Origin of the sequence: Bacillus sp. PK3_68 (assembly GCF_003600835.1) — a bacterium.
Classification (GTDB): Bacteria; Bacillota; Bacilli; order Bacillales; family Domibacillaceae; genus Pseudobacillus.
This window is the reverse complement of sequence record NZ_NQYC01000001.1, coordinates 2,327,900-2,340,563: the sequence shown is the minus strand read 5'-3', so window position 1 is coordinate 2,340,563 and position 12,664 is coordinate 2,327,900. Positions and strand designations below refer to the sequence as shown.

9 protein-coding genes and 1 pseudogene are annotated in these 12,664 nt (G+C 44.8%); 6 read left to right on the top strand and 4 right to left on the bottom strand.

The features are described from left to right. Positions 1-3 precede the first annotated feature (3 nt). A complete protein-coding gene (gene murJ / locus CJ483_RS11955) occupies positions 4-1,530 on the bottom strand; it encodes a murein biosynthesis integral membrane protein MurJ (protein WP_120035223.1) in 1,527 nt (508 codons plus the stop codon). Between the two features lie 199 nt (positions 1,531-1,729). On the opposite strand from murJ, the gene CJ483_RS24240 reads away from it, so the two are divergent. Continuing rightward, positions 1,730-2,002, top strand: coding sequence for a hypothetical protein (locus CJ483_RS24240; protein ID WP_142927228.1), 273 nt, complete (start codon positions 1,730-1,732; stop codon positions 2,000-2,002). On the opposite strand, the gene CJ483_RS11950 is transcribed toward CJ483_RS24240, so the two are convergent. Beyond that, positions 1,983-2,465 carry a TspO/MBR family protein gene (locus CJ483_RS11950; RefSeq protein WP_120035221.1) on the bottom strand — a complete coding sequence of 161 codons (483 nt, stop codon included), beginning with the start codon at positions 2,463-2,465 and terminating at the stop codon, positions 1,983-1,985. The genes CJ483_RS24240 and CJ483_RS11950 overlap by 20 nt on opposite strands. A gap of 129 nt (positions 2,466-2,594) precedes the next feature. Between CJ483_RS11950 and CJ483_RS11945 the strand changes: the two genes are divergently transcribed. Further along, entirely contained in the window at positions 2,595-3,419 is an 825-nt protein-coding gene (locus CJ483_RS11945) for an STAS domain-containing protein (protein ID WP_182917034.1), read from the top strand. Positions 3,420-3,610: 191 nt separating this feature from the next. Here CJ483_RS11945 and CJ483_RS11940 read toward each other — a convergent pair whose 3' ends face one another. Both CJ483_RS11940 and csaB read right to left on the bottom strand, forming a co-directional pair. Then, positions 3,611-4,777, bottom strand: a complete 1,167-nt coding sequence (locus CJ483_RS11940) for a glycosyltransferase family 4 protein (RefSeq protein WP_120037986.1) — start codon at positions 4,775-4,777, stop codon at positions 3,611-3,613. A gap of 14 nt (positions 4,778-4,791) precedes the next feature. Further along, positions 4,792-5,898, bottom strand: coding sequence for a polysaccharide pyruvyl transferase CsaB (gene csaB / locus CJ483_RS11935; protein WP_120035219.1), 1,107 nt, complete (start codon positions 5,896-5,898; stop codon positions 4,792-4,794). Positions 5,899-6,167: 269 nt separating this feature from the next. Between csaB and CJ483_RS11930 the strand changes: the two genes are divergently transcribed. The 4 genes and pseudogenes from CJ483_RS11930 to CJ483_RS11915 all read left to right on the top strand — a co-directional run bounded on the left by CJ483_RS11930 (position 6,168) and on the right by CJ483_RS11915 (position 12,545). After that, positions 6,168-7,463 carry a nucleotide sugar dehydrogenase gene (locus tag CJ483_RS11930; protein ID WP_120035216.1) on the top strand — a complete coding sequence of 432 codons (1,296 nt, stop codon included), beginning with the start codon at positions 6,168-6,170 and terminating at the stop codon, positions 7,461-7,463. A gap of 11 nt (positions 7,464-7,474) precedes the next feature. Further along, positions 7,475-8,190: pseudogene (locus CJ483_RS11925) on the top strand (WecB/TagA/CpsF family glycosyltransferase). Positions 8,191-8,246: 56 nt separating this feature from the next. Then, entirely contained in the window at positions 8,247-9,356 is a 1,110-nt protein-coding gene (locus tag CJ483_RS11920) for a glycosyltransferase (protein ID WP_120035214.1), read from the top strand. A 498-nt stretch (positions 9,357-9,854) separates the two neighbouring features. After that, positions 9,855-12,545, top strand: coding sequence for an S-layer homology domain-containing protein (locus CJ483_RS11915; protein WP_120035212.1), 2,691 nt, complete (start codon positions 9,855-9,857; stop codon positions 12,543-12,545). Positions 12,546-12,664: the final 119 nt, after the last annotated feature.

Sequence of the window (12,664 nt, the reverse complement as noted above, 5' to 3'; positions counted from 1 at the left end):
TGTTCACCTGCCTTGTGCACGTGTTTTTCGCTTGAGAAGGTTCAGTAATTGATTAAATCCTTCCTTATAGAAGAGGAAGAGACCGACTATATAAAGTAGCGCGCCGAGCGGAACGATAATAGCGAGCTGCCAGAGTGAATACAATTGGGAAATCGGCGTAAATATTTTTAATACATATAGCGGAATGACCATGAAGGCTGTCACAATCAGCACGCGAACAACGAGACCGAGCAGCCGTGCTGCTTCATTTTTCTCAAAGTCTTTGTATACGAATATCGTACTGACAACTAAATAATAAATCGATACAAACGATCCTGTCAGCGCCAGTCCAGGATAGCCGAAAGGACCGACGAACAGCCAGTTTAAAAGCGCGTTCAAAGCGATGGTCGTTACACTAATCCGGAAAACCACTTTTGTCTTCCCGCGTGCATACATTGATTTCGACACAATGTACTGAAGTCCTTGAGTAACAATGGTCGGCAAGTAGTACACGAGAGCGAGATACGTGTTATACGAATCCTGAGCGGTAAACTTTCCTCGCTCAAAGATGAAAGAAATGGCTTCCTGTCCGACTAAAAACAACCCGGCTGCGATAGGGGCTAAAGTGAGCAGGGAAACTTGCATGCCCATAAAAAAGGTATTTTGGAATTTTTTCTGCTCATCGACTTGTTCAGACAATAAGGTAAAAATAATAACCGCAATCGTTGTTCCATAAATCGTGTGCGGAATACTCGTAATCAGGGACGCGTTATTTAAATAAGTGGCTGCCCCAGGAATGGTACTAACAGCAAACGATTTATTGACAAACATATTAATCTGGCCAACTACTGAATTAAGCAAAGAAGGAACGAGCAATACGAGAAAAGCCCGCTGAAATTGCTCCTCGACTTTCAATGCAGGATGCCAGCGCCAGCCTTTTTTCCAAAGGAAGAAGAGCTGAATGAGAATACCGAGAACTGTACCGAAAATAAATCCGTATGCCAGGCTGTTAATGCCCCACTGATCGGAAAAGAGCAAAGCAAAGATGGCACCCATCAGTGTAGCGGACAGCTTGGAGATTTGGGAAGGCACAAAAATCCGCCGTCCTTGCAAATAAGAATCGAGAATTCCGTTGAGCGCGATCGCACTCATAAACAGGAAGAAGAAACGGGTAACTGAAATGGCAATTTCAGCTGTAGCCGGCGGCATTTTGCCATAGATGACCGGCACAAGGTAAGGGGCCAGCAGCCACCCGACAACAGAAATGACAAGGAAGAGCAGAACGGTCAAGTTCATGATCGCGTTTGCGTTTCGTTCTGTTTTCTCGGGCTCGTCCTTCCGGTTTTTGACATACATAGGCAAAAACACATTATTAAATCCGCCGGAAATCATAGCAATCACAAGCGTGATAAATGAAAATGCCAGCAAGTATCCATCTGTATAATGACTGGCTCCAAACTCCCTTGCAATAATACTCTCTCTCAAAAAGCCGGAAAGCTTGACAACAAGCGCAAGCAAACCAAGCCAGAGAGCCGTCTTTTTCAACGACACAAAACCCACCTCAATATAAAATAGGAATGAAAAACCCAATACTTAATAATACCGTAAATCAGCTGGGAAGTTAAGCGTCTGCTGTGATCATCAAGTAGATCGATTCGCTCATAATGAACAAAAGAATGCATCTTCATTCCTGGTGGCCGTTCATAAAAAAAGCCGCATGGCGCGGCGTTTCAGACTGCAGACAAACTCAATGAAATTCGAGAGTTTGTCTGCAGTCGTTTTTATTTTGCTTGTGAATCGGGCTGTTGATTTTCGTTCCAGGCGCTTCGCTTTCCGCGGGGCAGGTGATGAGCCTCCTCGCCGCGAAAGTGCCTGCGGGGTCTCACCTGTCCCGCTGATCCCGCAGGAGTCTTTGCGCCTTCCATTCCAACCAACAGGGTTTGGAACGATCTTATTCCGCCCCCCTTTTGTCGACAAACTAAAACGCCGCATGGCGCGGCGTTTTAGTTCATTTTCCACATAGAATAATTTAAGCTGAGGGCAAATGCGACCCAGGCGGCATAAGGGATCATTAAATTTCCGGCAGTGTGGTCCAATTGGTAAAACTCATAGGCGGTTAACGTGATCATCCCGAGGAGCAGTGCAATTTCTGCAAAAGCGGCTCCGCGCAGTTCCCATTTAAAGAACAAGAACGACCAGAGAAAGTTCAGACCGAGCTGGATATCGTAGGGGAGAAGACGCTCTTTCTGTTCTACCTTTGCTGACGCCCGGTAACGCGCAATGCCCATCGTTGTGTATAACCCTGTCCAGGCTGCTGGGAATACCCACGATGGAGGAGCAAAGCTTGGCTTTTTTAAGCTTTTATATTCTTTTTTGGCGTTTCTTGTCGCCAGAAAACCGACGATGGATCCGCCGACCACAGGCAATAGGACACTCGATGCTAGTTTTCCCACGTTCACTTTTCCGTCTACCTTTAACAATTCCATACAGTCCCTCCTACAGTTGTTACTCTATCTATTTCTTTCTTTTGGCCTGTTTAAACTTTTCTTTGGTTTCGTCTTTTTAATTGATATATAATGAACGATAGAGAAATATGCCGGTTAGGGGGGAAACGAGTGGAATTAAATAAAAGAATGTATGATTTCTTAACAGGAAAGGCGAAACAACTGACAGAAGAATGGTATGATTCGCTAGATAAAAGTGATCCATCCGGTGTGTACGCTTCCAATGACCCTGATGTGATTGCTGAGTTAAAGGAACAAAATTTTAAGTTCCATGGCTATTTGTGCAATCTCCTCATTGAAGAGGAATCTGTTTTTTATAAGAAGTTTGATGACTGGATTTTTGAAGTATCCCGAAGCAAGGAACACCTCAATACACCGATTCACTTTATTATCCGCGAGTTTATGAGGGTGCGCCTTCTCTATATGGAATTTATCCATGAATTCGCCAGAAACAATGAGGATGTCAGCGATGAGCTTGTGGATCAGTGGAAGGATAAGTTCGTCAAAGCGTTTGATAACGTTATCCTCAAATTTACTGAAGAAACGTATATGTATCAATCAAAAATGCTTAAGGCTCAGCGAGAAATGATTAATGAACTTAGCTCGCCGGTCATTATGCTAAAAGGTGGAACAGCTCTGTTGCCGCTAGTCGGTGACATTGACACGCAACGAGCCAAGTTTATTTTAGAAAATACATTAAAGCAGTGTGCGAAGCTGCGAGTGAGTCACCTGCTGATTGATATCTCTGGTGTGGTCATGATCGACACGATGGTGGCTTACCAGCTGTTCCAATTGATTGAGGCCCTAAATTTGATTGGAGTCAAATCCACTCTATCTGGCATCCGTCCAGAAATTGCTCAGACAGCTGTCCAGCTGGGGCTTGATTTTGAGGCTATTCATACGGTTAGCACATTAGCACGAGCGATTAATTTTTAAACATCAAGCTCCGGAAGAGAGATCTTTCGGAGCTCTTTCTATAGGAAAAGAGTAAAAAACGATCATAAAAAGCGGGTCATCCCGCTGAAGGTTCAAAAGCTGGAAGCCTGGCTATACAACATGCTTCCTTTTTATTAGAAAAGGGACGAACTAAAGAAAACCCCCCGCGGCCAATCGGCGCGGGGGATTCATTATTTTGCTCCAAGGTAAATTTGTTCATATTTTTCAGCAGCTGCAAGGTGCGAGTATTCAGCTTCAATCTTCGCACGGGCCCGTTCAGCGAGCTGTCGTCCTTTTTCTGGGTCATCCAGCAGCTCAACCATAGCAGCGGATAACTCTTCCACATTTTTTTCCTCGACGAGAAGGCCGTCCACGTTATGATCGACGATTTCCTTTAAGCCGCCGACAGCACAGGCGATAAGTGGCTGGCCGGAGCCCATGGCTTCCAGGGCGGAAATCGATGTGGCTTCTTCCACGCCGGCAGAGTGAACACTCGGCACTAAAATAACATCTGCCAGTGCGTAATACTCTTTAATGACATCATGCGGAATCGCTCCGAGCAATGTCACATTGTTTTCAATCTTTCTTTCAGCGATCAAGCGCTTCATTTCATCCATTGCTTCACCGGTTCCCGCGTAGATCAACTGGGCGTTCGGGTATTTCTCCAATACAGCCGGCAAGGAGAGAATCGGATAGATGACGCCGTTTTTCTTCGTTAATCGCCGCGGCACGAAAAAGACAGGAGCGTCGTCGGATACACCGTGCTTCTTGCGGTAGGCCGCTTTGTTTTCTGTGTCCGGGCGGAAGTCGTCTACATTAATGAAGTTGCGGATGGCGGTACCCGTCACGCCTGCTTCCCGTTCTACATATTCTTTAATGCGCGTATCCACCGTAATGATCGCACGCGTACTGCGGTAAGCTTTTACTTCTTCTTCCATTAAAAAGCGTTCTTCCGGGCTACCCTTTAAAATGTTGCCGGCACTGAGCGCCTCATATGTTAGGTAGCCGTGTACTGTGGATACAACTGGAAGACCGGCATCGAGCGCTGCGAATGTCGCATATACTTCCTGGGCGTTCACGATGTCGTAATTTTTGTGCTTCACTTGTTCCATCAGCTTTTGCAGCATTTTTTTCCGTGCTTTCAAGCCGTACACAAAGCCTTTTCCTTTAGATAGTTTATTCATTAAAAAGCCCGGTCCGCGCACCTTCGCTTTTTGTTCAAACTCGGGTATATCAGAAAAAGAAAGAATATCCACTTCATGGCCGCGCGCCTCTAACCCGGCTTTCAGCGTTGCCACGTGAACCGACAAGCCGCCTGTATGTGGATAATGGTAGACCGTCGCAAGCAAAATCTTCATCAAAAACCCTCGCTTCACATAAATTTTTTCTTTAATAGTTCGATATTTTCCAAGGCCTCTCTGCGCATTTCAGCTGCATTGCCGGCCACCACTTTACTGAGCTCACTGCGATTGGCAAGCACGTAACGGGCATTTTCTTTCATTTTTGCCGGATCAAATGCTTCTAAAGGGAAAGAATATTCCCACATGCCGGAGCGCTTTAAGAGGCTTTCCACTTTTTTATCATAGCTGATGCCGATATGAGGCACATGGGAAAGCGCCGAGAAGATCAAGGAATGCAGGCGCAGGCCAATCGTCATTTCGCATTCGCCGATAAAATTCAAATACTGGTTCGGCGTAAAGTCCCCGCCGAGCAGGAAGCAGTCATCCGCCCGTGTCATCATCTGCATGACGCGCTTGGACGCATCCACATCATGGTGGCCTTCCATCGGCACGAATACCGGGGTGATGCCTTCTGTCGCAATGAGTTCATCTAGCACTTCAGCGAGCTTGCCATAATAATCATCGTGTTCAAACCAAGGCCGTGTCGATACGGCTACAAGCTTTTCATGGCCCTTCAGCGACAGGCTCTTCAAGCAAGAATCGTCCGGCTTCTTTTGGAAAGCAAAAACGATATCCGCTGTTACAACCGTTTCCGGCCGCTTCACGCCGAGGTTATGCAAGTAATCTTTGGAGTACTGGTCGCGCACTGTCACGAAATCAGCACGGTTGGCGAACACTTTCATTAGAATTTTGCCCCATGTCGAAGTGACGGGTCCAATGCCCTGTGAAAAGAACATGACCTTCGCTCCGCACAGCTTTGCTAAAAAAGCGATAAGCAAATAATAAGGAAGCGGGCCGAACAAAAACTTCGTCGGATATGTATCCTGCAGCAAGCCGCCGCCGCCGCTGATCAATAGATCCGCTTGCCGCAGCGCCCGGATTTTTCCTTTGTTATCATGGCGCCAGCCGCGGTAGACGGTCTTGACATTGTGCTCTTTTGCCGTCTGCTCCGGCGACAAGGAAAACACAGTAATATCTATGTCTTTTATCTCATTTCGTAAATTATCTACAATCGCTTCCAGGATCGCTTCATCACCGGTATTGCCTAATCCATAAAATCCCGAAATCACAACCTTCAAACGGATGTCCTCCTTCAAATCAAATGCTTAAAAAGCTACAGATCATTCTATCATTGATAGCAAGGACATTCAATGAAATTAGTGCAAGCTGAAAGTGAATTTGCTATACTATTGGAAGCAATGAAATTCAATTATACTGGCATAGGATAGACGTTCAAAACGGCAGGAAAAGAAATTCAAGCAATTAGCGATGGCTGTAGGAATACAGGGGAACTATTCATAGTAATCCGCCCGTTTTGAACAACTTCTGTTAGAAAGGATTTTTTCACATGCAAAAAATTTGCGTCATTGGATTAGGATATATTGGTCTGCCGACAGCGGCTGTTTTTGCGCGTGCCGGTTTTTCGGTCGTAGGAGTAGACGTCAACAAACAAGTTGTTGAGCGTTTAAATAAAGGTGAGATTATTATTGAGGAGGTCGGCCTTCCAGAAGTGGTGAAAGAGGTAGTGGACTCCGGCAAGCTGCGTGCTTCTCTGGAACCGGAGGAAGCAGATGCCTTCATTATTTCTGTACCGACGCCGATTCATGAGGACTGCACGGCAAACGTGGACTATGTTCGGAGTGCGACAGAAGCCGTGGTTCCTTACTTGAAAAAAGGGAACGTCGTTATCGTCGAATCCACGATTCCACCGCGCACCATGGATGATGTAGTAGCGCCGATCATCGAAGCGGCCGGTTTTAATCCGAAAGAAGATGTGGCGATTGCCCACTGTCCGGAACGCGTATTGCCGGGCCGGATTTTAATTGAGCTGGTAGAAAATACACGCATCGTCGGCGGCCTTACACCGGAAGCCGCAACAAAGGCAGCGAATGTGTACCGTCAAATCGTCACAGGCGATGTCATTGAAACAGAAGCGGTGACAGCGGAAATGTCAAAGCTGATGGAAAATACGTTCCGCGATGTGAACATTGCGCTTGCTAATGAATTGGCGAAGATTTCGGCCCGCCTTGGTGTCGATGCCCATAAAGTCATTGAGCTTGCCAATAAGCATCCACGCGTGAATATTCACCAGCCGGGACCAGGCGTCGGCGGCCACTGTCTTGCTGTTGACCCGTATTTTATCGTGGAAAAAGCACCAGAAGAAGCGCTGATGATCCAGCTTTCCCGCGATATTAATAATTCGATGCCGGACTTTGTGATCGAGCAGATTATCAAGCTGACGTCTGAATTGAAGGAGCCAAAAATTGCGCTGTTCGGCTTAACGTACAAAGGCAATATTGATGATGTGCGCGAAAGCCCGGCGATTGAAATCGTGGAAAAAGTGCTGGCCAACCCGCGCTATGATGTGCGCGTTCATGATCCGCACGTCAGAGAAGAACAAGTGCCGTTCCCGCTCGTTTCCTTCGAAGAAGCGGTGAAAGGGGCGAATCTGCTCGTCGTATTAACGGATCACAATGAATTCAAACAGATGGACAAAAATGTCCTGCTGTCCGAAATGGAGACGGCGGTTGTCTTCGATACGAAGAACTGCACGAACCTGGAGCAGGAAGAAGGGCTTACGGTCTATCGCATCGGTGACGTGACTGGCCTGCAAGCCATTGCGGTTAAGCCAATCAATAGCTGAGGATGTCTGGAATGGAAAAAGAACAATATTTAGGCGTGTCTGTCTCGCCCTACACGTATGAGCAGATTATCGCTGATTTGAAAAAGAGAATAGCAAACGGGGAGCAGTCTACGGTCATTGCGGTGAATCCAGAAAAGGTGATGACCGCCGGCCGCGATCCGCTCGTTAAAGAATTGATTAACAATTCTACCTACCAGATTGCTGACGGGATCGGCATGATCATCGCTTCCAAGCTGAAAAAGGGCCAGCTGCGTGAGCGGGTGACTGGCGTGGATATGATGGGGCGCCTTCTGCAATTTGCCGCCGATGAAGGGCATAGTGTCTTTTTTACGGGGCAAAGGAAGAGGTCGTTCGGACAGCGAAAGAAAAGCTGGAAGAGAAAATTCCTTCCTTGCGTGTAGCTGGCTATGCCAATGGCTACGTACAGGACCAGGAAGCCCTCGTGAAGCAAATCCGTGAATCCGGCGCAGCTCTGTTATTTGTTGCACTCGGCAGTCCGCGCCAGGAGCTATGGATTAAAGAGAACATGCCGAAGCTGCCGAACGTGAAGGTCTTCCAGGGCGTCGGCGGCAGCTTCGATGTCTATTCCGGCAGGGTCAAGCGGGCACCCGCTTTTTACCGCAAATTCGGCCTGGAGTGGCTGTATCGTCTCATGAAAGAGCCGAAGCGGCTCAAGCGTCAAATGGCGTTGCCGCAGTTTTTGCTCAAAATTTTATTTCAAAAATAATACAAAGTGCCCGGCATCTCTCCAGAGGCCAGGCACTTTTTTTAAGGAGGCATGTCATGAAAGTACTCCATCTTATTACAGGAGCCGAAACAGGCGGCTCGCGCAAGCATGTCATTACGCTGCTGGAGCAATTCGCTCAAGAGGAAGCGGTTCTGGCGCTCATGCAGGAGGGTCCGTTTGCGGAGGAAGCGAGAGCGAAGGGAATCCGTACGGTAGTGTTTACCCAGAGCTCTCGTTACGATCTCTCCATTTTGAAAAAGCTTGTCCAATTCATTCAATCAGAGAAGTTCACAATTTTACATACACACGGCCCGCGCGCCAACCTGTTCGGCATTTACTTAAAAAAGAAAACCGGCATCCGCTGGGTGACGACCGTCCATAGCGACCCGTCCCTTGATTTTGTGAAGTCCGGAGTAAAGGGGAAGGTTTTTACAGCGCTCAGCATGTATGCGGTCAAGAGAATGGACAGCTACTTTGCCGTATCCGAGCGATTTAAGCAGAACCTGATGAATCTTGGCATTGAGGGCCATAAAATCCACACTGTTTACAACGGCATCCATTTTACGAAAGAAACGGCCCAGCCGATTCCACGCACAGAGTGGGGGCTGACCGATGAGGACTTCGTCATGACAATGGTTGCCCGCCTGCACCCGATCAAGGGCCACACCGTTGTCTTTGACGCAATGCAAAAAATGGAAGCAGCCAAGCGTCCGCACCTGCTGCTTGTAGGGGACGGGCCGATCAAACAAGAACTGGAACAAGAAGTGGAGAAGCGGCAGCTGAATAGCCATGTTCACTTTCTCGGCTTTCGTTCCGACGTGGATCAAATCTACGCCGCCTCCAATCTGGCGCTGCTCGCTTCCTACAGCGAGAGCTTTCCGCTCGCTCTTCTGGAAGCAGCCAATCAGCACGTACCGATCGTGACGACGGATGTCGGCGGGGTGAAAGAACTAGTCGAGGAGGGGAAGACAGGCTGGATCGTGCCGGTAGGGGACCCATCGGCCTATGCCGAGGCCCTGCGCCAGGCAATGAATCGCCAAGCGGAAGGGCAGCTCGTTGCAATGGGTGAAATATTATATCAATATGCGTCCAGCCATTACTCCTTAGAGCAGCTCGAACAGCAAACCCGGGCGTTGTATACAAAGCTAGCAGCCCGGCAAAAGTGAAATAAACGTAACCTGAAAGACATCCTTTCAGGTTTTTTTTTGTGATTTTTTAAGAAAGATAGCGCCAAAAAAACGCTTTTCTTTCCAAGTTTTCTACAACTGTAACAGAAAAGAGACAAAATTATTGGTAAAAATCCTTTCAATTTCCTGCTTAATTGGTATATAATGAGAAAGCTATGGTTTTTCATACCACAAATTATAATTTTATCTACAAGAATCGCCAAAAACAGGCGAGTTATTTTCATATTTATATCAAATGTAACAATTTTATTAAAATATGGAAATAGCAAAAAAACGGTTGAAAAACAACAGCACTTTGGTAGAATAGATTTTGAGTTTAAATCTTCCAACCAATACAAACATTACGTAAATTACGTAATATTGTTAAGTTGGGACTAAAGATTTCTCGACATCAACCGATGTAATGAACAACTGGTTTTATGGCTAGTTGGTTTCATAAATTTAAAGAATATTTTACAAAACAGGAGGAACTATTACATGGCTTACCAACCAAAGTCTTATCGTAAATTTGTTGCTACTGCGGCAACAGCTACTCTAGTAGCATCTGCAGTAACACCAGCATTTGCAGCACAAGATTTCACTGATGTAGGTTCACGTTACAAAGAAGCAGTTGACTACTTAGTGAAAAATAACCTTACAAAAGGTATTAACGAAACACAATTCGGTGTTGATCAACAAATCAAGCGTGTTGACTTCGCAATCATTTTAGCGAAAGCAGTTCTTACACAACAACAAATTGATAATGCAAAAGCTTCTAACTTCACAGACGTGCCAAGTCGTGGTGTGAAAGAAGTAAATGCTCTTAAAGAAGCTGGTATTGTTAATGGTAAAACTGACACTCGCTTTGGAGCAAACGACGAAATCACTCGTGGTGAAGCAGCGTTAATGTTTGCGAATGCTTACAAAATTAAAGGCGATGCTAAGAACGTTAATTTCACAGATGTATCTGACCGATACAAAGATGCGGTAGCAGCGCTTGTAGATAAAAAAATCACTTCTGGTAAAACAGATTCTAAATTCGGCACGCAAGATCCGATCAAGCGCGGTGAATTTGCAATCTTCCTTTACAAATTAGAAACAATGGATGAAACACCACAACCAGGTGTATCTAAAGTTGAAGCAATCAATGATACTAAACTTGAAGTATCATTTGCAAAAGCAATTAGTGAAGACCTTGCAATGGAAATCGAAAAGAGCGGTAAGCGCTTTGTTGTATTCCACGGCGGACAAACAGCTCAAAGCGATAACATTATTCAATCTAAAACAATCAGCTTTAATGCAGAGCGCACAAAAGCTGAAGTGATCTTAGCGGATACCCCGGCCCTTGAAGCTGATGTAAATTATACAGTGGCTTTAATGGATGGAGATAACAATGCTGTTTCGTCTGTTGTTGAAAAATTCGGCCCACAAGTACTTAAAAAAGGTGCAGACACACCAGAATTCACAATAAATGGTGATCAAGATAAAGTTGTTCTTGACTTTAAAACAAAAATGGCTGATGAAGCTAAAACAGTAGCAAACTACGAAGTTTACGAAAACGATACAAAACTCGGTGTTCTATCTGATTACGTAGTTACTGGTGACGGTGAATGGGTTGATCCGACAGATAAAAAGTCCGTTGAATTTAAACTTGATAAAGCTGCCGCTAAAGGTCTTTTAGCAGGTAAAACATATAAAATTAAAGTAGCTGACGCCGTTAAAACTGATGATGGCAAACAATTATCTGATAGCCAACGTACAATTACCGTGAAAACACCAGCAATTTCTGAAGCTCAACCAACAGCTAAAGTAGCTCGTGTGGTTGGCGACACAATTGTTGTTACTTTTGACAAAGATTTAGGAACAGAACATTTCAATGAAAAACAAATTACTGTGAAAAAACCAGGTGGACAAACTCTAAATGTTACGTCTATCGCTCAAAACGCTAGTCCTAAAGAACTTGTTTTGGGATTTGATGCTGGCGCACTAGATGCTGACTTAACTTATACAATTGATTTACCATCAAATGGAGTAGAGAATGCATACTTTGCTAATGCCTCCAATAAAGAAGTAAAAGGTTTGAAAGCAGAAGCTCAGAAAGATATTGAAGTAACGTCTGTGACAGCTAAGTTACAACAACAAGTTGACAATAAAGACAAAGCAGATCTTCTTCTGACATTCAACCAACGTGTGGATGTTGCTGCGTTAAACACGGCTACAACCGATGCTATCGTTATTAAAGATGGTGCCGATACCTATGAACTTAATGCTAGTCCAGAAGCTGCAGTTTACCCTGGTGATACGACTGGTAAAACAGTGGTGATTAAAGATGTAACATCTAAATTTACATTAGCTGGTGGCACTGATACATTCATTCCTGAAGATGGTGCATCATACACGATTGAATTTAAAGCTGGTGTTGTTAAAACTGATGCTGGTACAGATGCCAAAACAAACCAAGAGAAACTTAAAGCAACTGTTGGTGGTGTAAGCATTTCTGCACCAGAATTTGATAAAATCCGTATGAACTCTGCCGAAGAGATTGTTGTCGAGTTTGCAGAAGATATCGATGCGAAAAACTTAAGAGCTTCTGACATTAAAGTCAAAGGTTTTGAGTTGTATGATAATGGTAAATTTGCTGCCGATGCAACATTACAAGGCGATTCACAAATTAAGTTTAGCGTAAGCGGAAATCAGTTGAAAATTCAACCAGCTAATTCAAAAGTAAAATTTGTAACTGGTGATGTAACTGATTTAGTGACAGTTGCTGCAGAAACTATTAAAGGCAAATCAAGTGGTGTAGCTAATGCATTAGAGCTTTCATCTGCAGATGTCAAGCCAGCAAACATTATTGATCGTGCAAATCCTATCATGATCGGTGCAACGAAAAAATCAGCTAACGCACTAGATATTACTTATAGTGAAGCGGTGGACTTCAAAGGTACTGATACAGATAAACAAGCTGCTCAATTCACTGTTGAAAACGCAAGCAAAGCAGCATATGGAACTGCAGCAACTGCATCAACTGGTCTAATCTCTGTTACATTTAATGAAACTGATACATTTAAGCCAGATTTAGATCTTGCTAAAGTAAAAGTAAAATACACTAAGAACCTTAATGTGCTTGTGAAAGACGATAAAGGCAATGAAGCGTTATCACAAACAATCACAGGAGTGAAACCTCAGTAAAGGTAGACTAAAAATAGGGGGGCTGTCATTGGACAGCTCCTTTATTTTATATTGTTACTTACTCAAAAATAGAGCCCTTTAAATCCTATCGTTTAGATGAAGAGGAAATTCAATGAAAA

What these genes read in the sequence shown, in the direction of transcription:
- CJ483_RS11950 (WP_120035221.1), bottom strand. Translation starts at nt 2,465, where the DNA reads ATGGAATTGTTAAAGGTAGACGGAAAAGTGAACGTGGGAAAACTAGCA.
- CJ483_RS11915 (WP_120035212.1), top strand. Translation starts at nt 9,855, where the DNA reads ATGGCTTACCAACCAAAGTCTTATCGTAAATTTGTTGCTACTGCGGCA.
- CJ483_RS11940 (WP_120037986.1), bottom strand. Translation starts at nt 4,777, where the DNA reads ATGAAGATTTTGCTTGCGACGGTCTACCATTATCCACATACAGGCGGC.
- CJ483_RS24240 (WP_142927228.1), top strand. Translation starts at nt 1,730, where the DNA reads ATGAAATTCGAGAGTTTGTCTGCAGTCGTTTTTATTTTGCTTGTGAAT.
- CJ483_RS11930 (WP_120035216.1), top strand. Translation starts at nt 6,168, where the DNA reads ATGCAAAAAATTTGCGTCATTGGATTAGGATATATTGGTCTGCCGACA.
- CJ483_RS11920 (WP_120035214.1), top strand. Translation starts at nt 8,247, where the DNA reads ATGAAAGTACTCCATCTTATTACAGGAGCCGAAACAGGCGGCTCGCGC.